Annotated in this window: 20 protein-coding genes; 11 read left to right on the top strand and 9 right to left on the bottom strand. The window is 71.7% G+C overall.

Going from position 1 to position 25,548, the window contains the following annotated elements:
* Positions 1-196: 196 nt before the first annotated feature.
* The 5 genes from ACZ5T9_RS06065 to ACZ5T9_RS06045 form a co-directional block, all read right to left on the bottom strand.
* Positions 197-1,195 (bottom strand): helix-turn-helix transcriptional regulator, encoded by a 999-nt coding sequence (locus tag ACZ5T9_RS06065; protein WP_464832213.1) that lies wholly within the window; start codon positions 1,193-1,195, stop codon positions 197-199.
* 465 nt (positions 1,196-1,660) lie between these two features.
* Complete coding sequence (locus ACZ5T9_RS06060) at positions 1,661-3,295, bottom strand: Sapep family Mn(2+)-dependent dipeptidase (protein ID WP_464832212.1); 1,635 nt, start codon at positions 3,293-3,295, stop codon at positions 1,661-1,663.
* A gap of 56 nt (positions 3,296-3,351) precedes the next feature.
* Positions 3,352-4,119, bottom strand: a complete 768-nt coding sequence (locus tag ACZ5T9_RS06055) for an amino acid ABC transporter ATP-binding protein (protein WP_464832211.1) — start codon at positions 4,117-4,119, stop codon at positions 3,352-3,354.
* A 7-nt stretch (positions 4,120-4,126) separates the two neighbouring features.
* Entirely contained in the window at positions 4,127-4,804 is a 678-nt protein-coding gene (locus ACZ5T9_RS06050; protein WP_464832210.1) for an amino acid ABC transporter permease, read from the bottom strand.
* A gap of 197 nt (positions 4,805-5,001) precedes the next feature.
* The gene (locus ACZ5T9_RS06045; protein ID WP_464832209.1) at positions 5,002-5,886 is read right to left on the bottom strand and encodes a basic amino acid ABC transporter substrate-binding protein; all 885 of its coding nucleotides are present in this window, start codon (positions 5,884-5,886) and stop codon (positions 5,002-5,004) included.
* A gap of 302 nt (positions 5,887-6,188) precedes the next feature.
* On the opposite strand from ACZ5T9_RS06045, the gene ACZ5T9_RS06040 reads away from it, so the two are divergent.
* The 6 genes from ACZ5T9_RS06040 to ACZ5T9_RS06015 all read left to right on the top strand — a co-directional run bounded on the left by ACZ5T9_RS06040 (position 6,189) and on the right by ACZ5T9_RS06015 (position 15,600).
* The gene (locus tag ACZ5T9_RS06040) at positions 6,189-7,481 is read left to right on the top strand and encodes an NAD(P)/FAD-dependent oxidoreductase (RefSeq protein ID WP_464832208.1); all 1,293 of its coding nucleotides are present in this window, start codon (positions 6,189-6,191) and stop codon (positions 7,479-7,481) included.
* A gap of 190 nt (positions 7,482-7,671) precedes the next feature.
* Positions 7,672-8,970: a cysteine desulfurase-like protein gene (locus ACZ5T9_RS06035; protein WP_464832207.1), complete on the top strand. Its 1,299-nt coding sequence runs from the start codon at positions 7,672-7,674 to the stop codon at positions 8,968-8,970.
* A gap of 5 nt (positions 8,971-8,975) precedes the next feature.
* On the top strand, positions 8,976-9,641 hold the full coding sequence (locus tag ACZ5T9_RS06030) for a metallopeptidase family protein (RefSeq protein WP_460039662.1): 666 nt from the start codon (positions 8,976-8,978) through the stop codon (positions 9,639-9,641).
* Positions 9,642-9,816: 175 nt separating this feature from the next.
* Positions 9,817-11,016 (top strand): CaiB/BaiF CoA transferase family protein, encoded by a 1,200-nt coding sequence (locus tag ACZ5T9_RS06025; protein WP_464832206.1) that lies wholly within the window; start codon positions 9,817-9,819, stop codon positions 11,014-11,016.
* 129 nt (positions 11,017-11,145) lie between these two features.
* The gene (locus ACZ5T9_RS06020; RefSeq protein ID WP_464832205.1) at positions 11,146-14,721 is read left to right on the top strand and encodes a DEAD/DEAH box helicase; all 3,576 of its coding nucleotides are present in this window, start codon (positions 11,146-11,148) and stop codon (positions 14,719-14,721) included.
* A gap of 315 nt (positions 14,722-15,036) precedes the next feature.
* The gene (locus tag ACZ5T9_RS06015) at positions 15,037-15,600 is read left to right on the top strand and encodes a TlpA family protein disulfide reductase (protein ID WP_464832204.1); all 564 of its coding nucleotides are present in this window, start codon (positions 15,037-15,039) and stop codon (positions 15,598-15,600) included.
* 12 nt (positions 15,601-15,612) lie between these two features.
* Here ACZ5T9_RS06015 and ACZ5T9_RS06010 read toward each other — a convergent pair whose 3' ends face one another.
* Together ACZ5T9_RS06010 and ACZ5T9_RS06005 are read right to left on the bottom strand one after the other, a co-directional pair.
* On the bottom strand, positions 15,613-15,918 hold the full coding sequence (locus tag ACZ5T9_RS06010) for a zinc ribbon domain-containing protein (protein ID WP_464832203.1): 306 nt from the start codon (positions 15,916-15,918) through the stop codon (positions 15,613-15,615).
* Positions 15,919-16,141: 223 nt separating this feature from the next.
* On the bottom strand, positions 16,142-16,345 hold the full coding sequence (locus ACZ5T9_RS06005) for a heavy-metal-associated domain-containing protein (RefSeq protein WP_006903539.1): 204 nt from the start codon (positions 16,343-16,345) through the stop codon (positions 16,142-16,144).
* Positions 16,346-16,652: 307 nt separating this feature from the next.
* Here ACZ5T9_RS06005 and ACZ5T9_RS06000 point away from each other — a divergent pair, with 307 nt between their 5' ends.
* From ACZ5T9_RS06000 to ACZ5T9_RS05985, 4 genes are all read left to right on the top strand, one after another.
* A complete protein-coding gene (locus ACZ5T9_RS06000; RefSeq protein WP_464832202.1) occupies positions 16,653-17,186 on the top strand; it encodes a metal-sensitive transcriptional regulator in 534 nt (177 codons plus the stop codon).
* A 61-nt stretch (positions 17,187-17,247) separates the two neighbouring features.
* Positions 17,248-20,025: a heavy metal translocating P-type ATPase gene (locus ACZ5T9_RS05995; RefSeq protein WP_464832201.1), complete on the top strand. Its 2,778-nt coding sequence runs from the start codon at positions 17,248-17,250 to the stop codon at positions 20,023-20,025.
* A complete protein-coding gene (locus ACZ5T9_RS05990) occupies positions 20,022-20,993 on the top strand; it encodes a F510_1955 family glycosylhydrolase (protein WP_464832200.1) in 972 nt (323 codons plus the stop codon). Before ACZ5T9_RS05995 ends, ACZ5T9_RS05990 begins: the two co-directional genes overlap by 4 nt.
* Before the next feature lie 148 nt (positions 20,994-21,141).
* A complete protein-coding gene (locus tag ACZ5T9_RS05985; protein WP_464832199.1) occupies positions 21,142-22,380 on the top strand; it encodes a cell wall-binding repeat-containing protein in 1,239 nt (412 codons plus the stop codon).
* Between the two features lie 103 nt (positions 22,381-22,483).
* On the opposite strand, the gene ACZ5T9_RS05980 is transcribed toward ACZ5T9_RS05985, so the two are convergent.
* Complete coding sequence (locus ACZ5T9_RS05980; protein WP_464832198.1) at positions 22,484-24,418, bottom strand: heavy metal translocating P-type ATPase; 1,935 nt, start codon at positions 24,416-24,418, stop codon at positions 22,484-22,486.
* An 18-nt stretch (positions 24,419-24,436) separates the two neighbouring features.
* On the opposite strand from ACZ5T9_RS05980, the gene ACZ5T9_RS05975 reads away from it, so the two are divergent.
* A complete protein-coding gene (locus ACZ5T9_RS05975; protein WP_242823239.1) occupies positions 24,437-24,760 on the top strand; it encodes a hypothetical protein in 324 nt (107 codons plus the stop codon).
* Between the two features lie 372 nt (positions 24,761-25,132).
* On the opposite strand, the gene ACZ5T9_RS05970 is transcribed toward ACZ5T9_RS05975, so the two are convergent.
* Positions 25,133-25,477, bottom strand: a complete 345-nt coding sequence (locus ACZ5T9_RS05970) for a four-helix bundle copper-binding protein (protein WP_006903533.1) — start codon at positions 25,475-25,477, stop codon at positions 25,133-25,135.
* Between the last annotated feature and the right edge of the window lie 71 nt (positions 25,478-25,548).

Here is a 25,548-nt window from a genome sequence, read left to right as displayed (position 1 = left end):
TCCCCGCCCGCACGTCAAGCCCTTGCGCCATCTCCCCCCGGGTATCCGGGTGTCTTCAAAGGTACGGGACCCGGGCTGACAAAACGTGTCATCCCCACCCGCGCCCTGGACTGGACCTGTTTTCGGGCCCTCCGCTACCCCGCCGCCATCCCGCCGCTCCGGGCTGCGCTCACCGGTAGAGCGCTCCGGGCTGCGCTCACCGGTAGAGGCGCACCATGGCCTCGGCTTCCGCAACCATGGCCTCCCGCAGGGAGGCGGGTTCCAACACCTCGACCCCAGCCCCAAACTGCAAGAGCCAGCGCATGATCTCTTCCGTTCCGAGCACCCGGAAGGATAGCACCAGCGATCCGTCCGGCTCTTCCCGGGACTCCTGGCTGGGATGCCAGGTCCGGCCCCGGACGTAACGGGCCTGGGGCGGATGGAACCGCACCACCACCTTCTGACGCTCGGCGCCCCTCTGCAGGCGCCAGGCCTCGCCGAAGTAGACATCGGGGGAAAAGCGATCGGGGGTCGGAGGAGGGAAGGTTTCCGCCAGCACCTGGATCTCCCGGATCCGGTCGACGGCAAAGGTCCGCACGTCCTGGCGCCAGCGGCAGAACCCCGCCACGTACCAGGCACCGTCGTAGTACCGCAGGTGGTACGGTTCGACCAGGCGCGTGGTCTCCTGGTCCCGGGAGGCGGTGTAATACCGCAGCCGGACCACCCGGCACGCCTCGATGGCGGCCCGCAGGGCTCCCAGCCGCTCGCCCACGGCTGCCGGGTCGCCGCGGGCCGGCTCGAAGAAGAAGGACACCTGGTGGGCCAGGGACGCCAGGTCGACCGTCACCTGGTCCGGCAGCAATTCGGGCAGCCGTTGCAAAAGCGCCCGGAAGGCGTCTTCCAGCCCGTGGGCCCGCACCGCCTCCAGGGCCTGCAGGCCCAAAACCAGCGCCAGGGCCTCACCGGCGCCCAGCCGGGCCAGCCCCGCGCCCACCGGCGGCTGCCACCCCGGGTCCGCCAGGTAATAGCCGTTGCGGCGGCGGTCGAACTCCAGCGGAGCGTGCCAGTCGTCGCGGAGCACGTCCAGGTCGCGGTGGATGGTCCGGGAGGTCACCTCCAGTTTCTCCGCCAGGGTACGGGCATTGGGATAGCGTTTCGCCCGCAGCTCGTCGACGATGTGCACCAGCCGGTGGAGCTGGGCACGGTTCATCGGCATCGGGTTCCCCCACCCCCAGGAACTCCCCCGAAAAACGGTAAAATCTCCCCCTGTGCGATATGACGCACCAGGAAAGAATTCCAAGGGATGGGTCAACTTCCTGCCGAATGTTGGCGCGAATTGTCGTGCATTGTCCAAATCAGCGAATGTGAACAAAAGCGCCGGGTAAGCCGCCCGAGGCGGCCCACCCGGCGCAGCCACGCTCGCCACCCGCCGCAGGCGGCCGGCAATCCAACGAGGCGGACGCCACCAGTTGCCGGTACCGGTCGCCAGCTCTGACAGCCTCTACCCCCCAACCTCTTGCGGCCTGCTCGCACTCCGGACGAACCCGGTTCGCTCCAGTTGCTCCCGGTCACGCCGCTCCCCGGCCGGACCTTGCGGCCCTCTCGCGCTCCGGACGAACCCGGTTCGCGACCTGGGCACACAAGGCCCGGGACCGGGACGAACCCGGCCCCGGGGCCGGCGTCAGCGGGATGCAAACATCAGGCGGTACAGGGCCCGGGCGTAGATCCGGACGCAGCGCACCAGGTCGTCGATGCTCCAGTACTCGTCGGGCTCGTGGGCCAGCTCCCGCTGCCCGGGGAACAGCGGACCGAAGGCCACGCCGTTCCTGAGCACCCGGGCGTAGGTCCCGCCGCCGATGGCCAGGGGCCGGGCCGCGGCATCCCCCGCCTCCTCCCGGTAGACGGCCAGCAGCTGGCGCACGATCTCGCTGTCCTCGGGCACGTGGTGGGGCGGCATGTCCTCCCGGGATTCGAACCGCCAGCCGGTTCCCGCCAGGGCGGCCACGACGCGCCGGGCCAATTCCTGGGCCAAAGCCGTGACCGGGTAGCGCACGTTGCAGTCGGCGTAGAGGATGGCAGCCGCCGTCCCGGCCCGCACGGCACCCCGGGAGGCCTGGGGCGCCGCCTCCCCCGGCGGATCACCGGGCAGGCGCGCCGCCCCTGGCGCCGGATCGTCCCCCACCAGCCGGATCAGGCCCAGGTTGACGGTGAGCGGCCCCGACACCGGGTCCGCCACGGCGATCCCAAAGCCCGAGCCGTCGGTCCGCACCCCCGCCCCGGCCAGGAACGCCAGGTCGGACGAGCGCGGCAGGGCGGGGCCCAGCGCCCGCACCAGGGCGTTCAGCAGACCGGCTACGGCGTTGATGCCCTTCTCCGGGTGCATCGCATGGGCCGCGGCGCCGCGGGCCTCGACCACCAGCCGTTCCCCCTCCACCCGGGCCGTGATGCGGGCCCGCCCCGGCCCGCCGCCGTCCTGGAGGCGGCGGGCCAGTTCGTCCAGGGAGGGGGCCCCGGGACCCTCGACGACCAGTTCCGCTGTGGCATGTTCGGGTACCACGTTGACCCGGGTACCGCCCTCCAGGCGGAGCAGGCGGGCGCGCCAGCCGGCGCCCGCGGCCTGGGCCTCACCGGGCAGCTCCAGGCTGAGGCGGAAGGTCCAGATCCCCTTCTCCGCGTTGACCAGCGGGAACATAGCGTCGGGGCTGAAGCCCAGGGCGGGCTGGGGCTCGCGGGCGAAGTAGTACTTGACGCACTCGAAACCCGACTCTTCGTTGCCACCCACCACCAGGCGGGCGCGGCGGGCAGGCCGGCGGCCTCTGGCCAGGGCCAGATCGGCCACGGCCTTCAGCGCATAGAGAGCCGCCACCGTGGGGCCCTTGTCGTCGACGACGCCACGGGCGTAGATGCGGCCGTCGTGGATCTCCGCCCCGTACGGCGGGTAGGTCCAGCCCGTGCCTTCGGGCACCACGTCCACGTGGCCGAGGACGGCGATCCACTCCTCCCCCTCGCCGATCTCGGCATCGACGGCATAGCCGTCGATGTTCCGGGTTCGGAAGCCCATGGCCTCGGCATGCCGGCGGATCCACTCCAGCGCTTCGGCCACCCCGGGCCCGAAGGGCTGGCCGGGGGCCGGTTCGTCCTGCACGCTGCGGATGCGGCAGAGGGCCTGGACGGCCTCGATCATGGCCTGGCGGTGCTCGCCCAGCCAGCGGTCGAGCTCGGCAACGAAATGGGCCTCGCCGGCAGCATCCTCGCCGGCCTGAGGCCCATGCCCGGCACCGCCTGCGTTGTCGCGCACCTCACCCTCGCCTGCCACGGCTGGCACTCCTTCCTGAACGGCAATGGCCCGGCACGGCACCGGTCGGGGGCGGATCAAGCCTGGGCGTGCCAGAGGACCCGGCCCAGGAAATCCCGGGCCCGCGGGTGGCCGGGATCGCGGAAGAACTGCTCCGGCGGCACGTCCAGCAGCACGCGCCCGTCGTCCATGAACACGATGCGGTGGGCCACCTCCCGGGCAAAGCCCATCTCGTGGGTGACCACCACCATGGTATACCCCTGCCGGGCCACGTCGAGCATCACGTTCAGCACCTCGCCCGTCAGCTCGGGATCCAGGGCGGAGGTGGGCTCGTCGAAGAGGATGACCTTGGGCCGCATGGCCAGGGCCCGGGCGATGGCCACCCGCTGCTGCTGGCCGCCGGAAAGTTTGGACGGGCGGTGGTGCATCCGGTCCGCCAGCCCCACCCGGGCCAGCGTCTCCCGCGCGATGCGCTCCGCCTCCTGGCGGGGCATGCGGCGCACGGTCACCAGCCCCTCCATGACGTTCTCGAGGGCCGTCATGTGGGGGAACAGGTTGAACTGCTGGAATACCATGCCGATCTCCTGGCGCTTGCGGTTGATCTCGGCCGGGGAGTCTTCCACCCAGCGGTTGCCCTGGCGGCGCCGCCCGATAGGCTCGCCGTCGACCAGGATCTCCCCTTCCTGCACCGGCTCCAGGTAGTTGATGGTGCGCAGGAGGGTGGACTTGCCGCTGCCGCTGGGACCGGCGACGACCACGACCTCGCCGCGGCCGATGGTCAGGTTGATGTCCTTGAGCACGTGCAGGTCGCCGAACCACTTGTTGACGCCACGGAATTCGATCATGGGCGCCTCACTCATACTCCTTCAACTTCCTTTCCAGCCACGACCCCAGGGTGGTGAAAAGCGTCGTCATCACCAGGTAGTAGAACGCGGCATAACCGAAGAACCATACCGACTTCAGCGTGGCAGAGGCAAACTGCCGCGAGTTGAGCATGATCTCTTGCAGCCCAATGACGGACACCAGGGACGAGTCCTTGAGCAGGATGACGAACTCGTTCACCATGGGCGGGATCATGCGGCGGTACGCCTGCGGCAGGATGACCCGGCGCATGGCCTGGCCATAGCTCATCCCCAGGGACCGGGCGGCTTCCATCTGGCCCCGCGGGATGGACTCGATGCCCGCCCGGATAATCTCCGCCAGGTAGGCTCCCGAGTTGATGGACAGCGCGGCCACTCCCGCGGGGAAGGCTTCCAGAACGATCCCGTAGTCCGACAAGCCAAAGTAGATGAGGTAGATCTGGACCAGCAGGGGCGTCCCGCGAATGATCCACGTGTAGGCGGAGCCGATGGTCCGCAACACCCCGAAGCGAGAGAGTTTCATGAGGGCCACCAGCAAGCCGATGGCCAGGCCGAGGGCGATCGAGACCACCGTCAGCTTCAACGTCAACCAGGCACCGGCCAGGTAAATCGGTGTTACCCGGTGCAACGCACCCCACAAGCCCAGATCCACCAGGCCTTCTTGCGGCATCTTCTGTCGCCGTCCTCCCATCCCCCGGGGTCGAGAGCCCGCCCGGCCCCGCACGCGGCTCCGGAAACCGCACGCCGGCGCTGCGGTTGCCGCGCGCCGGCGTGGCTCGTGCTCCGGACTCTCATCTCACCCGGCGTTGTGTGCTGATCGTGGTGGCGCAGGCGGGCCGGCCCACCTGCGGCCCGCCGGGCGGCCGCTCACTGCCCACCGAACCACTTGGCGTAGATCTGGTCGTAGGTCCCGTCCTGCTTCAACTCGTCCAGGGCCTTCTGGATCGCCTGCACCAGGTCCTCGTGGCCCTTTGCCACGGCGATCCCCACCGGCGCCCGCTCAAACGGTTCGCCCACGAACTCGTACTTGTCACCCTCGATGTTGGCGTAGTAACGGGCCACCGGCTCGTCCAGGATGGTGGCGTCAGCCCGCCCCACGTGGACCTCCTTCAAGGCGTCGGGGAAGGTCTGGAAGGTCTTCACCGTCGCGCCCTCGATCCCCCGGGCAATCTCTTCGTTGGTGGTGCCGATCTGGACGGCGATGACCTTGCCCTTCAGGTCATCCAGCGAGTGGATGCCCTTGGGGTTCCCCTTCGCCACGACGATCATCTGGCCCATTTCGAAGTACTGGACGAAGTCGGCGCTCTTCTGCCGCTCCTCGGTGATGTTCATGGAGCTCATCACCACGTCGTAGCGGCCGGACTCCAGACCTGCCAGGATGCCGTCCCAGTCCACCACCACCGCCCGGTGCTCCACGCCCAGCTTCTCGGCGATGGCCTTCCCCAGATCGATGTCGAACCCGATCAGCTCGCTGGGGTTCTCCGGGTCGGGGAACTCCATGGGCGGGTACGCGCCGTCGGTGGCGAAGGTCATGTACCCGCGCTCCTTGATCTCATCCAGCAGCGACTTCTCGCCACTTTCGCTCCCGGCGCCGGTGCCCGTGCCGCTGCTGGTACCGGAGCTGCTGCCCGAGTCCCCCGCGGCCGGCTGGCCGGATCCACCGCATCCGGCGACGATCACCAGGGCGGCCACCAGGGCCAGGGCGGCCCACAGCCGGGCCATGCGCCCCCTACGACCGAAGATTGCCAACACGTTCTCCCACCCTTCCTGCCGGAAACGCATAAAAATACAAGCAACACGTTTGAAAATAAAGATTCGGGGCCGGCTCGTCAACTCCTTGTGGACAGCGGCGAATTTCTGTCGTTTTTCGTTGCGGGGCCCGGTGGTTTCCAGAGGGAACGGCGCACCCGCGGCGAATCGCTGACGGGTTACGACAGCGATCGACACCGGCCCGGAGGCGCCCACGGGACCGGCCCGGACGTGCCCATCGATCCTGGCGCGGAGGGGCCCCAGGGTGGCCCCGCCGGGCCGGCCGGCGAAAGGAGGCATGTCCTTTGCAGGTCGAGGTCGTCATCGTGGGCGGCGGCATCACCGGCCTGCAGGCCGCCTGGCACCTGCGCGAGACGGGGATCCGGCGGATCGCCGTCATCGAGCAAGGGACTGTGGGGGGCGGCGCCACCTCCCACGGGGCGGGGTTCCTCTCCCACTTCACGTGGAACCCGCTGGACGCCCACCTGGTCCGGCGCAGCGCGGAGCTGTACGCGGCCCAGCAGGCGGAACTGGGCGGCACCTTTTTCCGGGTGACGGGCTCGTACGTGGTGGTGTCGCGGGCCGTGCCGCAGCCGGGGGCCACCGGCGGCCAGGCGAACCAGGGTGGTGCGCCAGACCAGGAGCCCATGGACGAGGCAGGCCGGGAGCACAGGGCCGAACAGGTCGCCCGCCAGCTGGCCGCGCGGGCTGCCATGGTGCGGGAAGCCGGCATCGCCGTCCACGACCTGACCCCCGCCGAAGGTGCGACGGCGGTGCCCGCCTGGAACTGGGCGGACGTGGAGGCGGCCTGGTTCGTCCCCGGAGACGGCACCTTGCTGCCAGGCGAGGTGGCCCGCACCCTGGCCCGGCGGCTGCGCCAGCGGGAGGTGGCCATCCTGGAGGAAACGCCCGCCCTGGAGCTGGGGCTGGGGCACGGTGCCGGCGGCCCGGCGGTGGCCGGGGTCCGCACCCCCCAGGGCCCCGTGGCGGCCGATGCGGTGGTGGTGGCCACGGGCGTCTGGACCCGCCGGCTGCTGCAGACGGCGGGACTGGACGCGCCCATCAAGCCCTATCGCACCCAGCTGTCCTTCTGGGCGCTGCCCGCCGGTCTTGACCCCTCCACCGTGCCGCCCCTGCACGACGTCACGGGCGAGTATTACTGGCTGCCCCGGGAGGGCTTCCTGGCCGTGGGCGACGGCACCCAGCTGGTGGAACAGGACCCTGCCGCCTTCCGCCGCGAGCCCGACCCCGAGTTCATCGCAGCCTGCCGGGCACGGCTCGAGCACCGGCTGCCGGCGGCCCGGGGCGCCGAGCTGGTTCACGGCTGGGCTCACCTGTGCGACGCCACCCCGGACCGGCGCCCGCTGCTGGGTCCCTACGGAGGCGTTGAAGGCCTGCACCTGGCGGTGGGTTTCAACGGCTTCGGCGTGATGCGAGCACCGGCGGTGGGGGAGCTGGTCGCCCGGTTCGTCCTGGGGGAAGAACCGGCGCTGGGCGGCCGCCCGCTGGAAGGCACCGAAGCCCTCCGCGCCAGCCGGTTCAGCGGCTATACCGACTTTGAGATGGGGCAGGGCTTCAACACGGCCGGCGAGGGCTAGCGGGTGGCGGCGCGATAGCGCGGGTGCGGACAGGAGCGGGCCGGGCGCCCCACCAGGCCCGCAGCCCCGGCCAGCGCCGGGTTCGGCAGGAACCGGGCCGCCCGCCCCTAAGCAATCACAAAGGACAGCCGTTCAAGGAATCTTCGCGCGCCTTCGACTTTCGGGTCGCGTCGTCTGGAGGGTCATGCCCGTGGACAAGCAGATTCCGGCCCCTGCCGCGGCCGCGGCGGGGGCCATCGACCTCTCCTGGTGCCGGGCGGAGTTCCCCGCCCTGGAGCTGACCGTCAACGGCCATCCTGCCGCCTTCCTGGACGGGCCCGGCGGGACCCAGGTCCCCCAGGCGGTGATCGAGGCCATGGCCGCCTACCTGGTCAAGAAGAACGCCAACACCCACGGCGCCTTCCTGACCAGCCGGGCCACCGACGAAACCATCGCCGAGGCCCGGGCTGCCCTGGCCGACTTCCTGGGGGCTACGCCCGCCGAGATCGCCTTCGGTGCCAACATGACCACCCTCAACTTCAACCTGGCGCGGGCCATCGGCCGCACCCTGCGCCCGGGCGACGAGATCGTGGTGACCGAGCTGGACCACGACGCCAACGTCAGCCCCTGGCTGGCCCTGGAGGAACAGGGGGCCGTCATCCGCTGGCTGCCCGTGGACCCGGAGACCTGCACCCTGGACCTGGATCAGCTGGCAGGCCTGCTGGGGCGCCGCACCCGGGTGGTGGCCATCGGCTGGGCCTCCAACGCGGTGGGCACCATCAACGACGTGGCCCGGGCCGTGCGCATGGCCCACGATGCCGGCGCCCTGGCGGTGGTCGACGCCGTCCACTACGCGCCCCACGGGCCCGTCGACGTCCGGGCCGTCGGCTGCGACTTCCTGCTCTGCTCGGCCTACAAGTTCTTCGGCCCCCACGTGGGCGTGCTCTACGGGCGCCGGGCGGCCTTCGAGGCGCTGGCCACCTACCGGGTGCGGCCCCAGTCGCCCTCGGCGCCGGAGAAGATCGAGACGGGGACCCTGAACCACGAGGGGCTGGCCGGGGTGGTCGCGGCCATCGACTTCATCGCCCGCCTGGGCCGCCGCTACCTGGACACCTTCCGGCCGGTGCTGGGCGAGGCCACCGGCCGCCGGGCCGAGATCCTGGCCGGCATGCACGCCATCGAGGCCCACGAGGCGCCCCTGGCGGCGCGGCTGCGGGAGGGGCTGGCGAGCCTGCCCGGGGTGCGGGTGTACGGCCCGCCCGAGGGTCATCCCCGCACGCCCACGGTGTCCTTCACGGTGGCGGGCCGCCACCCCGCGGACGTGGCGCGCCACCTGGCCGAGCGCGGCCTGTTCGTCTGGGACGGCGACTTCTACGCGGTGACCCTGATCGAGCGCCTGGGCCTCAAGGAGTCGGGCGGCCTGGTGCGGGTGGGCCTGGCACCTTACAACACCGCGGAGGAGATCGACCGGCTGCTGGCCGCCGTGGAGGAGCTCACCCGGAAGGGGTGATGGGGATGAACGCCGGGAGCGGGGATCCCGGCAGGCGGCGGGGCCGGCGGCGGCGCCGCCTGCGGCGGTACCGGTTCGTCCCCGTGGACTTCGAGACGTTCACGGCCTGGGCGGAGGAAATCGTCGACGACCTGCCTCCCCGCCTGCTGGAGGATCTGGAAGGCGGGGTGCAGGTCGACCCCGAGGCGCGGCGCAACCCGTCGGACCCGCCCGGGGTCTACCTGCTCGGGGAGTACATCACCGAGCCCTACCTGGGCCGGTTCATCCGGATCTACTACGGTTCCTTCGAGCGGGTCATGGCCGACGAGCCGCCCGCCGTCTGGTACGACGAGCTGGAGGAGACGATCCTCCACGAGCTCCGGCACCACGTGGAGGCGCTGGCCGGAGTCGACTGGCTGGGGCTGGAGGACCTGCGCCAGCTCCAGCAGCTCTGGGAGGAGGCGCGGCGGGGCGCCCGGGAGCGGGGCAAGCCCCCGGGTGCGGATCCCGGCCGGCCGGGTGGCGAGGGCGCACGCGCCGGCACAGGTGCCGAGGAAGCAGGCGGCGGCACGGGTGCCGAGGACGCAGGCGGCGGCACGGATGGCGACGGCAAGGGCCGCGGCAGCCCAGGCGGCCACGGTCCGGCCGGCGGCACGGGCCGCGACTCCGTCAAAGGTGACCGTCAAAGGTGACAAGGGAACGGACTCCGGGGACGAACGCGGCCCCGGGGCGCGCTGAATGCAGGCACGGCGGCGATGCAGGTCCGTGGCCGGCGCCCGCCAGCGTTCCACCCGGGCCCTGCCCTGAGCGGAGGGCCGCGCCGGCGACGCGCCGGTCCGCGTTGCATGCGGGGAGGAGGAAGCCGAGGTGAAGGGCCGTCAGGGACCCCTGCAGGGCATCCGCGTGCTGGACCTGTCGCGGGTGCTCAGCGGGCCGTACTGCACCATGATGCTGGCCGACTTCGGCGCCGACGTGATCAAGATCGAGCGGCCCGAGACGGGCGACGACACCCGGGCCTGGGGACCGCCCTTCGTCAACGGGGAGGCGGCCTACTTCCTGTCGGTCAACCGCAACAAGCGCAGCGTGGTGGTCGACCTCAAGGCGCCCGAGGGCCGCGACCTGGTCCGGCGCATGGCGCGGCAGTGCGACGTGGTGGTGGAGAACTTCCGCCCGGGCACCGCCGCCAAGCTGGGCATCGGGCCCGACGACCTGCTGCGGGAGAACCCGCGACTGGTCTACGCCTCCATCTCGGGCTTCGGCCAGGACGGGCCCTACCGGGACAAGCCCGGCTATGACGCCATCGCCCAGGCCATGGGCGGCATCATGCACGTCACCGGCGAGCCCGACCGGCCGCCGGTGCGGGCCGGCGTGGCCATCGCCGACATCGGCGCCGGCATGTGGGCCGCCTTCGGCATCCTGGCCGCCCTGTGGGAGCGGGAGCAGTCGGGCCGGGGCCAGGTGGTGGACGTCTCCCTGCTGGAAGGCCAGATCGCCTGGCTGACCTACGTGGCGGGCAACTATTTCGCCACGGGCCAGGTGCCGCGCCGGTACGGCTCGGCCCACCCCAACCTGGTCCCTTACCAGGCCTTCGAGACCGCCGACGGGCACCTGATCGTGGCGGTGGGCAACGACAGCCTCTGGCGGCGCTTCTGCGAGGCGGCGGAACGGCCCGACCTGGCCGCCGACCCGCGCTACGCCACCAACGCCGGGCGCGTGGAGCACCGGGACCAGCTGCTGCCGGAGCTCGAGGCCCTGATGCGCAGCCGGACCACCGCCCAGTGGCTCGAGCGCCTGGACCGGGCCGGGGTACCGGCGGGTCCCATCCTCAGCATCGCCGACCTGGCCCAGGACCCCCACGTGCAGCACCGGCAGATGATCGTCTCCCTGGAGCACCCCCGGGCCGGGGTCATCCGGGTGACGGGCATCCCGGTCAAGCTCTCGGCCACCCCGGGCGCCATCTACGCACCCCCGCCCCTGCTCGGCCAGCACACCGACCAGGTGCTGGAGGAACTCGGCCTGCCGGCCGAGGAGCGCCGGCGGCTGCGGGAGGCCGGGGTGATCGGCTGACGACCGCCCTGGCGGCCTCCCCGGCGCAGGGCCGGGCCGGGCGGGGCGGAGGACGAGCCAGCGGAACCGCCACCACATCCCAGAGAAACCGGATCGAGGAGAGGTGAGCATCCCCTGCGGCGAGAGCCGGTGACGCGCAACCCTTCCTTCGACGAAGTCCTCGAGTCGCTGGGGGAGGTCCTCGAGGCCGCACCCGAGCGGATCTTCTGGCGGGGTCGCGACTACGCCGACGACGGGCGCGTGCTGGACCTGGCCTGGGGGCCGGGGCCGGCGCTCCGGGCGCAGGTCGAAGGAACCGCCCGCGAGCCGTACCGGGTCGCCGTCTGGTGGGACCCCACCTCCGACTGCTGGCAGGCGACCTGCTCGTGCCCGTATGAGGGGTGGCCCTGCAAGCACGTGGTGGCGGCCATCCTCCGTTTCATGGACCGGTTCGAGGCAGGGGAAGACCTGCCGGACGACCCCGGGACCACCGGGCCCACCGCCGCCACGGCGGGTGACGGGACGCCCCCGCCGGCTGGGGCCCGGCCTGGGGAACCGGCAGGCGGCCTGGAACGTGCCATGGCTGCGGGCGGGCCGGCCCGAGCCGTGGCCTCCAGCGGACCGGACCGGGTCCCGGCCCCCGGCGGACCGGACCGAGCCGTACCCTCTGGCGGATCGGCGCCTGCGCCCGCATCGTCTCCCCCGCCTGGACCGCCGGCATCGGCACCGCCAGCGGGCTCGGCGCCGGCCGGCCGGCCCGGTTCCGCCGGGTGGCGTGCCGAGGTGGACCGGTGGCTCGAGCGGGCGGGGTCGGATGCTCCGGCCGGCCGCGGCCCGCAGTCCGGCCGTGACGGCCACCCCGGTGCCGGGCCGCAGCCCGGGACCGACCAGGTGGTGGTCCGCCTCTATTTCTACCCCGACGGCCTGCGGATCGCCATCCACCGCGCCCGCTGGGGCAAGCAGGGGCTTGGCAAGGAGCGGCCGCTGCACTTCGACCCCCTGTCGCCGTGGCTGCCCTCGCCGGCCGGGCCCCTGCACCGCCTGCTCTTCCGGATGCTGGAGCATCCCGTCCCCCACCCGGGACGGCCGGGGGCCGCCACCTACGACCCCCTCTACGAGATCCCGCCCGGGATGGTCGACCTCTGCCTGGAGCTCCTCGGCCGGTTGCCCTTCGTGTTCGCCGGGGACGGGCGCGAGCCGTTGCGCATCGAGCACGAGCCCTACCGGGTGGAGGTCGTCGCCGTCCCTGCGGGGGACGATCTGACCCTCACCACCCGCTGGTTCACCGGCGACGGTCGGCCGTGGTCGCCGCCCGCCGGCAGCGTCGGCATCCCGGGCGAGCGCTACCTGTGGGTCCAATGGGGGCCGGTCCTGCGGCCCGTGCTCACCGCTGGCGACGTGGCCCTCCACCTGGCCGTGGGCGCCCGGCCGGTGACCGTCCCGGCCGCCGAGGTGCCCGACTTCATCGGCCGGTACCTGCCCCGGCTCCAGCGGCGGGCGCGGATCCAGCTGCCGGGCGTCTTGCAGCAGCAGATCCGCGACGGGGCGCCCCGCCCCGTGATCCTGCTGTCCGAGCAGGAAGGCGCCCTGGTGGTGGAACTGGCCTTTGCCTACGGCGACGGCGAGCCCTCGATCCGCGCCGGCGACGACGAGCCGGCCCTGGTGCCGGGAGGCGTCCGGGTCTGGTACCGCCGCCGCCCGGACCTGGAGCGGGCGGCGTGGGACCAGTTCGCCGCCGCCATGGCGGCCGTCAACGCCCCGCCCGGGCCCGACGGCCGGGCCCTGCTCTTCGGCGACCAGGCCCTCGACTTCCTGGCCGAGACGCTGCCTCGCCTGGCCCAGCGCTGGGAGGTCCGGGGACAGGAACGGCTGGTCCGCTTCCGGGTGAGCCGCAGCCCCCTGCGATCCCAGGTCCGGATCGCCACCGGCATCGACTGGCTGGATCTGGACGTGACCTTCGCATCCCCGGAGGGCGCGGCCGGTTGGGAGGCGCTGCTCGACGCGCTGCAGCGGCACTCCCGGTACGTGCGTCTGGATTCGGGGGTCATGGCGCGCCTGCCCGAGGCGTGGCTGCAGCGGCTGGGCGTCCTGGCCGAGCACGCCCGCCATCACCGGCGGCGCCGGGGGGCGGGCGGCGAGCCGCGTTCGTCCGGGGAGGAACCGCTGCGCCTCAGCCGCTGGGCATTCGGCGTCGCCGCCCACCTGCTGGAGGCCGCCGACCGCCGCGAGGCGGACGAGGGCTTCCGCCACCTGGCCCGGCTGCTGGACGGCTTCGAGGGCATCCCCGAGATGCCGCTGCCCCGGGATCTCAAGGCGCGGCTGCGGCCGTACCAGGTCCGGGGTTACCACTGGCTGTGCTTTTTGCGTGACCACGGCCTGCACGGCATCCTGGCCGACGACATGGGGCTCGGCAAGACCGTCCAGGTCCTGGCCCTGCTCTTGGCGGAGAAGGAGGCCGGCCGGGCCGCGGCACCCAGCCTGGTGGTGGTGCCCACCTCGCTGGTCTTCAACTGGGTCGAGGAAGCCCGGCGGTTCGCGCCCGACTTGCGGGTGCTGGCCTTGACGGGACCGCGGCGGGCGCCCCTGTTCCGCCAGGCCGGGGAATACGACCTGCTGATCACCACCTATCCCCTGATCTGGCGGGACATCGCGCACCTGGAAGCGCGCGACTACCACTACCTGATCCTCGACGAGGCCCAGCACGTGAAGAACCCGGACACCCAGACCTGGCAGGCCCTGCGGCGGCTTCGCGCCCGCCACCGGCTGGCCCTGACCGGAACGCCCGTGGAGAACCACGTCCTGGACCTGTGGGCCCTGTTCGAGATCCTGATGCCGGGGTACCTGGGCCGGCAGGAGGCCTTCGTGCGCCGGTACGCGGGGGCTGCCGCGGAGCCGGCCCCGGCGGACGGTCGCCCCGACCCGCGGGTGGCGGAGCTCCGGCGCCGGGTCTTCCCCTTCATCCTGCGCCGGGTCAAGGACGAGGTGGCCCGCGACCTGCCGCCCCGCACCGAGGTGGTGCAGTACTGCGAGATGCTGCCCGCCCAGCGAAAGCTCTACCGCGAGCTGCTGGCCGCCTACCGCGCCCGCGTCCTGGCCGAGGTCGACCGGGCGGGCATCGCCCGCAGCCGCATGACCATCCTGGAAGCCCTGCTGCGCCTCCGGCAGGCCTGCTGCCACCCGGCGCTGCTGGACCTTCCGGGCTGCCGCAACGCGGGCTCCGCCAAGCTGGAAACCTTCCGGGAGCTGGTCCATCATGTGGCCGGCGGCGGCGGCAAGGTGCTGGTCTTCAGCCAGTTCACCAGCATGCTGGACATCCTGCAGCGGGAGCTGGACCGGCTGGGGCTGGGCTGGGAGCGCCTGGACGGGCGGGTCCGCAACCGCGAGGAGCGGGTGCGGCGGTTCCAGGAAGGCGACGTGCCGGTCTTCCTCATCAGCCTCAAGGCCGGCGGCACCGGCCTCAACCTGACCGCCGCCTCCTACGTGATCCACTACGACCCGTGGTGGAACCCGGCCGCGGAGGAACAGGCCACGGGCCGTGCCCACCGCATCGGCCAGGACCGGCCGGTGTTCAGCTACAAGCTGATCACCCGGGGCACGGTGGAGGAGAAGATCCTGCAGCTCCAGGAGCAGAAGCGGGCGCTGGCCGGCGCCCTGCTGGCGGGCGACGGCAAACTGGGCAAGGACCTGACCCGGGAAGACCTGGAGTTCCTGCTGGCGCCGGATTGATTTCCGGCGGGCCGTTCCGGCATGGTGGGACCGGACGGGCACGGGACGGGAGCGGTGGGATCGGCACGTCCCCGCCCACGGACCCGGAAGAACCGGACGGTGGTACGCCCAGCCGGACGAACCGGCTCTGCCGGCGCGGCCGGACGCGCCGGCTCACGGCGGGGACGACGGGAAGAACCGGCCCGCAGCGGGCGAGGGAGGGAGCCCGGCGGCATGAGCAAGCGTGATGACGGAATCCCCCAGACAGGGACGACGGCCGCAGCGGCATCCCCGGCCGCGTCGAGGACGGGCGAACCCGGTTCGGATGCCTTCCCGGTGCCGCCTGACGTCCGGCGGCGCCGGCGGCGCATCGCCCTGGCCGTGGCCCTGGTGCTGGCCGCCGCCTTCCTGGTGGGGGTCCGGTCCATGGGGCACATCCTGGCCTCGGCACCGGCACCGGGCAAGCCTGCGCCCGACTTCACCCTGCCCCAGCTGGACGGCCCGCCAGTGCGGCTCTCCGACCTGCGCGGCCGGGTGGTGGTCCTCAACTTCTGGGCTTCCTGGTGCATTCCGTGCCGCGAAGAGACGCCGGCCCTCAAGGCCTTCTACCAGCAGTACGGCGACCGGGTGGCCTTCTACGCCATCAACGTCGCGGAACCCGTGGACACCGTGCGCGCCTTCCTGGCGGAGTTCGGCGCCACCTACCCCGTGCTGCTGGACCGGGACAAGACCGTTTACCGCCAGTATCGGGTCACGGGGTACCCGGAGACCTTCTGGATCGACGAGCAAGGGATCGTGCGGATTCACTGGCGCGGCCCCATGACCCTGGAAGACATGGAGCGCTTCTACCGGGAGACGGCCGCGGCGGGCCGTTCGAGCAACCCGCCGCCGGCCGGGTGAGCGGCGGGCGCATCACCCGCCGAACAGGACGTCCAGGATCGTCGAAAGGGTGCCGCACTTGCCGCCCAGGATGCGGGGGTCGTACACCTCGGTGTAGCCGCAGTGGAGGCACGAGACAAAAGGGTAGTGGTTGTGCTGGATGTCGAAGAGCTTGCTGAGCCCCGTACCGGTCATGGCCAATTCCTTGACCCGTGCCTGGTCGTTGCCGCACTTGCTGCACTTGAACCGCTCCTGGATCGACGCCGCCACGTCCACCGGCACCGCCTGCTTCGCTTCGGGCAGGATCCCGACCGGGTCGCGTCGCCATCGGGTCGTCATCAGGGCAAGGATTCGGCCCGGGGTGCGCGGCCTCCTGTAACGTCCACCGGATGGCGAATGGATCGACGAAGGGATAGAAAACGGCCCGGGGCACCGGCATCCGCATGACCCATGCTGGATGCCGGTCGCCGCCGGGCCACATCGGACCGCCAAGCCTGGCGGGTCGCCCGTAGGGGCGCCTGCGCACCAACTCCGGCGCTCTGGTTCCAAGCGCCTTGAGGCGTTACGCCACCTCGTAGCCGGCGTCCTCGACGGCCTCCCGAACCCGGGTGTCGTCCAGGTCGCCCTCGTAGGTCACCGTCACACGGCCGGTGGCCAGGTCGACCTCCACATCCTTCACGCCCGCAATCCCGGAGATCGCCTTCTTGACCGCGGACTTGCAGTGGTCGCAGGACATGCCCTTGACCTGGTAGACCCGCGTCGCCATGGGATCCCCTCCTTGCATGCGACCGGCAGGCCCTGCAGGGCCCGACCGGATGCCCCCGGCGTTTAGGATAGCCCCAGGGGACGACTCCCCTGACGGAGCGGCTCCAAGCGGAACATACCCCGTAGGGGTATTCTGCATTCATGGTAGACCAGGGTCTCCTACCCTGTCAAACCCACCTATCGCCACCGGCCTGGGCCGGTGTTCGCACCCACCGTTGACTCAATATACCCCATGGGGGTATGATCGTGGCGAACGTCGCGTGAGTCCACGTCGAAGGCGCACCGCGGAACCAACGGGAGGGAACCACTTGACCGGCCGAAACGAGAGTGTGGCGACCGAAGACGCACGCCGGCAGCCCGCGGGGGCAGCCGGTCATCCTATCCGTGAACATTGCCATCCCGTGGTGCAGGCCGGGCTCCGCGATGATCGCGGTCCCGACGAACCCGGCACCGGCGGCACCGGACGGAACGCGACCGGTGCCGCCGGCGGGAGTGGAACGGACGCCGCCGGAAGGGGCGACGACGGCGCGGGCGGGGTGCAGGCGGGCGGGAACCGGCAGCGCCGGATGACGCCCTACGCCGACCGCAAGAAGCTGCTGGACCGCCTCCGCCGCATCGAGGGCCAGGTCCGCGGCCTGCAGCGCATGGTGGAAGAGGAGCGCTACTGCGTGGACGTGCTGGTCCAGGTGGCGGCGGTACGGGCCGCCCTGGACGCCGTCGCCCTGCAGCTCCTCGAGCAGCACACCCACCACTGCGTCCAGGAGGCCGTGCGCAGCGGCGACGGCGACGCCGCCATCGACGAGGTCATGGCGGTAGTACAGCGGCTGCTCCGGACCCCGTAGCCACGCCGTCTTCAGCCCGCTGGCCTGTTCACAGCAAGACAGCCTGTAAGGAGGTTCCCCCATGGCCGATACCAGCTTGCTTCACCAGCGCGCCGGCGCCGGGACCGGCCCCACGCCTCGCCCCGGCCCGGGTACCGGCACCGGCGACCGAACCGGCGACGGCGTCAGCCACCACACCGGCCACGGTACCGGCGGCCCCACCGGCCCCGGCAACGGCACGGTGGGCAACGGCACGGTGGACGGCGCCCGGAACCCGCGTGCCAGCGCCGACGGTGCAAGCGCCGCGACACCCTCCGCCTCCACGGCCGAGGTCACCCTGCCCATCGAGGGCATGACCTGCGCCGCCTGCGCCAACCGCATCGAGCGGGGGCTGAAGAAGATGGACGGCGTCGCCGACGCCGCCGTCAACCTGGCGCTGGCCCGGGCGCGGGTCCGGTTCGACCCCAGCCGGGTGACGGTGACCGACATGGCGGCGCGGGTGCGGGATCTGGGGTATGACGTCCCCCTGGAGAGCATCCAGCTGGCCGTCACCGGGATGACCTGCGCCGCCTGCGTCAACCGGGTCGAACGGGCCCTGCGCCGGGTCCCCGGCGTGGTCGACGCCGCCGTCAACCTGGCCACGGGCACGGCCACCGTACGGCTCATCCCCGGGGCGGCGGCGGCCGGCGACCTGACCGCCGCCGTCCAGGCGGCCGGCTACGAAGCCCAGCCCGTAGGAGAAACCCGCGACGAGGCCGAGGCGGCCCGCCAGCGGGAGATCCGCGGCTGGTGGAACCGGTTCCTGCTGGGCGCGGTGCTGTCCCTGCCCCTGGTGCTGGCCATGGCGGCCCACCTCTTCGGCTGGCACGGGCCGGCCGCCGCCGTCCTGCAGAACGGCTGGCTCCAGCTGGTCCTGGCCACGCCCGTGCAGTTCTACGTGGGCTGGGTCTTCTACCGCGACAGCTACTTCAACCTGAAGAACCGCAACGCCAACATGTCGGTGCTGGTCGCCCTGGGCACCACGGCGGCCTACCTGTACAGCGTGGTGGCCCTGCTCTGGCCGGGCCTCGGCACCACGGGCCTTTACTTCGAGACCAGCGCCGTCCTCATCACCCTGGTGGCGCTGGGCAAGTACCTGGAGGCCGTCGCCAAGGGACGCACGTCGGCCGCCATCAAAAAGCTCCTGGGCCTGCAGGCCCGCACGGCCCGGGTGATCCGGGACGGGCGCGAGATGGACGTCCCGGTGGAAGACGTGGCCGTGGGCGACGTGGTGGTGGTCCGGCCCGGCGAGAAGATCCCCGTGGACGGGGTGGTGCTGGAGGGCCGCTCGGCGGTGGACGAGTCGATGCTCACCGGCGAGAGCCTGCCCGTGGAGAAGGGCCCGGGCGATGAAGTGATCGGCGCCACCGTCAACACCACCGGCAGCTTCAAGTTCCGGGCCACCCGGGTCGGGCGGGACACGGCCCTGGCCCAGATCGTGCGCATCGTGGAGGAGGCCCAGGCCTCCAAGGCGCCCATCCAGGCCTTTGCGGACCGGGTGTCGGGCGTGTTCGTCCCCGCGGTCATCGCCGTGGCCCTGGTGACCTTCGGCGGCTGGCTCGCGGTGACCGGCGACTTCACCCGCGCTTTGCTGGCCGCCACCGCGGTGCTGGTCATCGCCTGCCCGTGTGCCCTGGGTCTCGCCACCCCCACGGCGGTCATGGTGGGCACCGGGCGCGGCGCGGAGAACGGCATCCTCTTCCGCGGCGGCGAGCACCTGGAGGCGGCCGCCACCCTGGACGCCGTCCTGCTGGACAAGACCGGGACCCTCACCGTGGGCAAGCCGTCGGTGACCGACGTGGTGGTGCTGGCGCTGCCGGACGGCCTCGATGCACGGGATGCCGGTCCAGCCGCCGGCCGCGAAGCCGCGAGCGGTGAGGCAGCCCCCGGCCGCGGCGGGGCCGGGTCGTCCGGCCTGGATGCCGCCCAACGGGCCCTGCTGCGCCTTGTCGCCTCGGTGGAACGGGCCTCCGAACACCCCCTGGCCGCTGCCGTCGTCGAGCGGGCCCGGGAAGCCGGCCTCGACCTGGACGAACCGGCCGCCTTCGAGGCCGTCCCCGGCCACGGGGTGACGGCGCAGGTGGCCGGCCGCCAGGTGGCGGTGGGCAACCGGCGGCTGATGGAGGCGCGGGGCGTCGCCGTGGACGCCGCGGCGGACCGGCTGGCCGCCCTGGAGGAACAGGGCAAGACGGTCATGCTGGTGGCGGTGGACGGCCGCCTGGCGGGCCTCATCGCCGTGGCCGACACCCTCAAGGAGACGGCCCCCGAGGCGGTGGCCGCCTTGCACGAGATGGGCCTCGAAGTCTGGATGATCACCGGCGACAACGCCCGCACGGCCCGCGCCGTCGCCCGGCAGGCGGGGATTCCCGCCGAGCGCGTCCTGGCCGAGGTGCTGCCGGCCGACAAGGCCGCCAAGGTGCGGGAGCTGCAGGAGCGGGGCCTCAAGGTCGCCATGGTGGGCGACGGGATCAACGACGCCCCCGCTCTGGCGGCGGCCGACGTGGGCATCGCCATCGGCACGGGCACCGACGTGGCCATCGAGGCGGCCGGCGTCACCCTGATGCGGGGCGACCTGCGCACCCTGGCGGCCGCCATCGACCTCAGCCGCGCCACCCTGGCCAAGATCCGCCAGAACCTGTTCTGGGCGCTGATCTACAACACCTTGGGCATCCCGGTGGCCGCCCTGGGCTACCTGAGCCCCGTGCTGGCCGGGGCGGCCATGGCGCTGAGCTCCGTCTCGGTCACGACCAACTCCACCCTGCTGAAGCGTTTCGATCCCATGCGGCGCTTCCGCCGCGATGAAAGGAGCCCGGCGTCATGAGCCGCCAGGGCCGCCGCAAGGGCCGCGGTTCGTCGCGAACAGGGCGCTGGCGAAGAACCGGCGTGTGGGTGGCCGTCATGTTGGCCGTGGCCGCCGTGGCCGGCGTCATGGTGGCGGGCGGGGTCCTGGGGTGGGGCGGGGCGGTCTCGTCCCCGTCCATCCGCCACGTCCACGGCATGGCGGTGGATCCCGGGGATCCAAACCGGCTCTGGGTGGCCACCCACGACGGCCTGCTGGTCTGGGAAGAACCCGGTGGCTGGCGCGGCCGCGTGGGCCCGGTGGCGGACCTGATGAGCTTTTCCGCGGGGCCGGACGGCCGCCTCTACGCCAGCGGGCACCCGGGACCGCAGTTGAACCTGGACAACCCCCTGGGCCTCGCCCGCAGCGAGGACGGCGGCCGGAGCTGGGAACCCGTCAGCTTGCAGGGCGTCGTCGACTTCCATGCGATGGCGGTGAGCCCGGCCCGCCCCGGCCTGATCTACGGTTACTTTTACGGTGACGGCCAGCTCTACCGCAGTGAAGACGGCGGGCAGACGTGGACCCGCGCCCCCGCTCCGGATCTGGCCGGCCCCCGCGGCCTGGGCCCGCTGCAGTTGGTGGCCCATCCGACCGATCCCGCGACGCTGCTGGCGGCCGGGGAGAACGGGCTGCTCCTGAGCACGGACGGCGGGCGAACCTGGGAACGGCTGCGGGACGGGGTGGTGACCGCGGCGGCTTTCGTTCCCGGAACGGACCGTGGGACCATCCTGGTCTACGACGCCGCCGAGGGGCTCCTCCGCTCCACCGACGGCGGCCGGACGTGGCAGCCCGCGGGGTCGGGCTTGCGGGTGGACCCACAAGACCCGCTGGCCGCCCTGGCGGCCCGCCCCGACGCTCCGCAGCGGATCTACGCCATCACCATGACCGGCACGCTCTGGCGCAGTACCGACGGCGGCGGGACATGGGAAACGATCGGGGCACCGCAATGACCCACGGCGCGCCCATTTTGACGGCTCCCAGCGCACCCTCCTTGCCCTCAGGCCATAGGTTGCGGACAGGTGGGGCCACGTCCGCCGCGGCCCCACCTGTTATCGCCGGGGATCCCTGGCAGACCTGTGGCGAAAGGAGCGGTGTGCGATGCCCATGCCGGACGTCGCGGGGCAAGAGGGTCACCTCGAGCAAGCCAAGGCGCCCCGTTGCCTGCCGCTGGCCGCGGACACCCACCACACCACCCGGGTGGCGGGCCGGCACCCCATCGCGACCAGCGTGGCCGCGTCGCAGACGGCGTTCCCCGACCCGTCCGTCCCCGAACTTCGTCCCGGTGTCGCCATCCTGGCCCGAGGCGACGAGGACCACTTTCAGGACGCCCTGGTCGCGTCTCCTCTGATGCATCACCCGCGCAACGGGCCGATTCTGCTGACCCTCCCCGACGAACTGGACCCGCTCGTCCGCGACGAGCTCCTCCGGCTGCGCCCTCCGGGTGTGGGCGCGCAGCCAGGGCACGGCACGGCGCCCGGTGCGGCGGAACCGGCCGGAACACCAGCGGGTATGGTCGCAGAGGGCACGGACTCCGGTCCCCTGCCGGAACTGGAGCCTGCCCCCGCCCCCGGTCCGGCGGAAGGCACGCACCAGGGTCCCGTCCAGGTGTTCCTGGTCGGCGACTTGTCGCACGCCGTCGAGCACCAGGTCCGGCGGCTGGGCTTCCGGTCCCTGCGCCTGCGAGGCCGCAACGTCTTCGAGACGGCCGCCCAGGTAGCGCAATTCGTCGGTGTAGGCAGGACCGTCATCGTCGTATCCGGCGAAGAGTTCGCCGAGGGGCTGGCGGCGGCGGCGTGGTCGGCCCACACGGGTCAGCCCATCCTGTTGACGCGCCGTGACACGCTACCCCTGGCCACGGCGCGGGTCATCGCCCTCGCCCGCAATCCCAACGTCTACATCGTGGGCAGCGAGCGGACCGTATCTCGAGAAGTGGAGCGAGCCATCCGAGGTCTTACGACCGGTCTGGTCCACCGGATCACCGGGGCGTCACCCTTCGCCATCTCCGTGGAACTGTCCCGCTTCCTCAGCCCGGCGGGCGACTTCGGCTGGGGCAAAACCGAACCCGCGGGTCACTTCTTCCGTTTCTCCGCCGTCGACGCCTGGCAGTCCGCCATCGTCGGCAACCTTTTCTCGCACCTCGCCTCCCACGCGCCGCTGCTGCTGGTTGAACGCGGGCAAGTCCCCGACGTGGTCCGCACCTATATCCTGAGCGTCAACCCTCGCCACACGGAGCCCGCCCCTCCGTTCATGCACGGCTACATCGTCGGCCCGCCCGGCGAGGTGGCCTGCCGGGTCCAATTCGAGCTGGAGGTGCTCCTCCGCACGGTCATCGAATGAAGCAGGCCGGCCGCATCAGGCCGGCCCGTCCGCCAAGGAGAGGCATGGCGCCCGCCGCCGGCGGCCCATGCCTCTCCCCTTGCTCAGCCCGCTCTCCCGCCGCTCACTCGAGCCGCAGTCGCCGCAGCAGCATCGCGTTGACCGCCACCGCGACCGTCGACAGGCTCATGAACACCGCGCCCATGGCCGGTGAGAGCAGGAGTCCCCACGCGGCGCCGACGCCTGCCGCCAGTGGCAGGGCGACGGTGTTGTACCCGGTCGCCCAGAACAGGTTCTGGACCATCTTCCGGTAGGTGGCTCGCGATACTTGCAGCGCACCCGCCACGTCCAGCGGATCGTCTTCGATCAGGACCAGGTCCGCCGACTCGATGGCGACGTTGGTACCGGCTCCGATGGCCACGCCCAGATCGGCTTCCAGCAGCGCCGGGGCATCGTTGATGCCGTCGCCCACAAAGGCCGTCGGACCTTCCTGCTTGAGCTGGCGAACGATCTTCGCCTTTTCTTCCGGCAATACCCGGGCGTGGTACCGCTGGATCCCCAGTTCCGAGGCGACCGAGCGGGCCACCGCCTCCGCGTCGCCGGTGATCATCACGACCTGGATGCCCATCTGCCGCAGCCTGTGCACGGCCTCCCGGGCCCGCCCCCGCACTTTGTCGGCAAGGGCGAACAAGGCCAGTGCGCCCTGCTCGTCCATCAGGGCGATGACGCTCTCGCCGCGAGCTTCCGCTTCATCCAGACCCCGGCGCAATGCGACGGGCAGTTCCAGCCCGAGCTCGGCGATCCACTCGGGGCGACCGATCCGATAGACCTTCCCGCCCACCGAACCGACCACCCCCTTGCCGGCGACCACCCGGAAGTCCTCCACCGCCGGGACTTGCAGATTCCGCTGGTCCGCCAGTTCGACCACCGCCCGGGCGAGGGGGTGCTCAGAACGCCGTTCCAGCGCCGCGCCGATGCGCAAGGCTTCCTCTTCCGGCAAGCCGGCTGTGTAGATGCCGCGCACGCCGAACTTGCCTTCCGTCAGCGTGCCCGTCTTGTCGAAGGCGACGATCTTCAGGTCCCGTGCCCGCTCGAAAGCTTCCCGGTTCCGCACGAGGATGCCCGCGCGCGCCGCCATCGACGTGGCGTTGACCGTCACCAGCGGAATCGCCAATCCGAGGGCGTGGGGGCAGGCGATGACCAGCACGGCCACCGCCCGCGTCAGCGCGAAGTCCAGGGGCTCCCCGGACGCCCACCAGGCCAGGAAGGTCAGGGCGCCGGCGCCGATGGCGATGTAGGTCAACCAGCCCGCCGCCCGGTCGGCCAGGTTCTGAAAGCGGCTGCGGGACGCCTGGGCTTCCCGCACCAGGCGCTGGATCTGGCTCAGGGTCGTGTCGTCGCCGGTGCGCGTGACCCGGACCGTCAGGGCGCCTTCGCCGTTGACCGACCCGGCGACCACCTCGTCGCCCGGTTCCTTGGGAACCGGCCGCGATTCCCCGGTCAGGAACGCCTCGTTGACACTGGAGCTGCCTTCCTCGACCACACCGTCCACCGGTACCTGCTCGCCGGGCCGGATCAGAATGCGATCCCCTTCCTTCAGCTGTTCCACCGGCACGTCGGTCACCGTACCGCCTTCCAGCTTGTGGGCCCGGGAGGGTACCAGCGCCGCCAGGTGCTCCAGCGCCCGGCTGGCTCCCTGGACCGACGACATCTCGATCCAGTGGCCGAGCAGCATGATGGTCACCAGTGTGGCCAGCTCCCAGTACAGCGGCATCCCCTTGAAGCCAAAGGTCACCGCCACGCTGTAGACGAAGGCCACCGTGATGGCCAGCGAGATGAGGGTCATCATGCCCGGGGCGCGCGCCCGCAGCTCGTGAGCCGCGCCTTTGATGAACACCAGTCCGCCGTACACGTAAATGGCAGTGGCCAGGAGGGCTTGGACCCATTCCGCCCCGGGAAGTTGGACCGCCCGGTAGCCCAGCCATTCCTGGGTGAGGGGTGCGAAGTAGAGGATCGGCACGGTGAGAGCAAGACAGACCCAGAACCGGTCCCGGAACATCTCCGGGCTGTGACCCGCGTGCTTGTCGTGGGCGCCGTGGTGGTCATGGGCACCGTGATGATGGTCTACACTTTGCGCGTCGCGGAGGTCACGGCCGTGGACACCTTTCTCAAGCCCTTGGGCTTCGGATGCAGAGACGGCCCTTTGAAGTGGAGATCGACCACCGTCGCTCCGGGAAGGCTTGTCCTCCGGCGAAACACTCTTCGCCGCAGGATGGGAAGGGTGGTGATGGTGGTGATGCGGGTGATGGGGTGGATGGGAGTGCACCGGATCGTGCGGGGCGTGCTCACCGCGATGGCGGTGTGGGCTCGATTCATCCATGTCATCGACGACCTCCTATGACCCTATGACCGGCCCGGCCACCTGGGGGATGACGGCTGTCGACGACACGATACCCCTACGGGGTATCACAGCCATGAATAACTTACCATCCGACGAGTGGGGAAGCAAGACGAGAGCCGGCCATCCCACGCCGACCCCGCGGCGGTCGGCCGTGGGGCACCGGCCGCTGTAGCGCGGCCTTCCGACGCCGATCGAGGAGGAGCGGCGAAGGAAAGCCCCGTCCTCCCGCACCCGGGATACGGGGCCGCACCGGGCGTTGATCGAGCATGGCGGGGGTGGAACAACCCCGGCGCGAGAGCGGAAGGCCGCTGGAGGATCCAGCGGCCTTCCGCTGCGCTGTCCCAGTCCCGTCCCGCCACGCGGCGAACGCGGTCACGCGGCCATCCGCCGGCACTCCTCGGCGCACGCGCGGCACTCGCGCGCGCACTCCTGGCAGTGCTCGTCTTGGAACCGGCCGCATTCCTGGGCGCAGGCTTCACAGATCTCGGCACAGACCCGGCAAATGGCCCCGGCAAAGTCGCTGCCTCGGGACATCACCCGGGAAGCCAGCGCACAAATGTCTGCACAATCGCGCAACAGCTGCACGCACCGGCCGCGCTGCGCGGCGTCCGGCTCCTTCAGGCAGGCCGTCAGGCATTGCTCGCAGGCCTGCATGCAGCTGTTGCAGGCGTCAATGCACTTTTTGTACTGCTGCACGTCCGTGTGAACAACCGCCACCCCGATACCCCCTTTCTTCCATAGGCTAGGATCGTGCCGGCCCGATTCCCGCGCCGGCACGATCCCCGTGG

This window comes from Thermaerobacter nagasakiensis (genome assembly GCF_055396825.1).
This window is presented reverse-complemented; position numbering and strand designations above follow the sequence as displayed.

Coding starts and splice junctions, on each gene's coding strand:
- ACZ5T9_RS06065 (WP_464832213.1), bottom strand. CDS start 1,195: ATGCCGATGAACCGTGCCCAGCTCCACCGGCTGGTGCACATCGTCGAC.
- ACZ5T9_RS06055 (WP_464832211.1), bottom strand. CDS start 4,119: ATGATCGAATTCCGTGGCGTCAACAAGTGGTTCGGCGACCTGCACGTG.
- ACZ5T9_RS06050 (WP_464832210.1), bottom strand. CDS start 4,804: ATGCCGCAAGAAGGCCTGGTGGATCTGGGCTTGTGGGGTGCGTTGCAC.
- ACZ5T9_RS06030 (WP_460039662.1), top strand. CDS start 8,976: ATGAACGCCGGGAGCGGGGATCCCGGCAGGCGGCGGGGCCGGCGGCGG.
- ACZ5T9_RS06010 (WP_464832203.1), bottom strand. CDS start 15,918: ATGACGACCCGATGGCGACGCGACCCGGTCGGGATCCTGCCCGAAGCG.
- ACZ5T9_RS06005 (WP_006903539.1), bottom strand. CDS start 16,345: ATGGCGACGCGGGTCTACCAGGTCAAGGGCATGTCCTGCGACCACTGC.
- ACZ5T9_RS05995 (WP_464832201.1), top strand. CDS start 17,248: ATGGCCGATACCAGCTTGCTTCACCAGCGCGCCGGCGCCGGGACCGGC.
- ACZ5T9_RS05990 (WP_464832200.1), top strand. CDS start 20,022: ATGAGCCGCCAGGGCCGCCGCAAGGGCCGCGGTTCGTCGCGAACAGGG.
- ACZ5T9_RS05985 (WP_464832199.1), top strand. CDS start 21,142: ATGCCCATGCCGGACGTCGCGGGGCAAGAGGGTCACCTCGAGCAAGCC.
- ACZ5T9_RS05980 (WP_464832198.1), bottom strand. CDS start 24,418: ATGTTCCGGGACCGGTTCTGGGTCTGTCTTGCTCTCACCGTGCCGATC.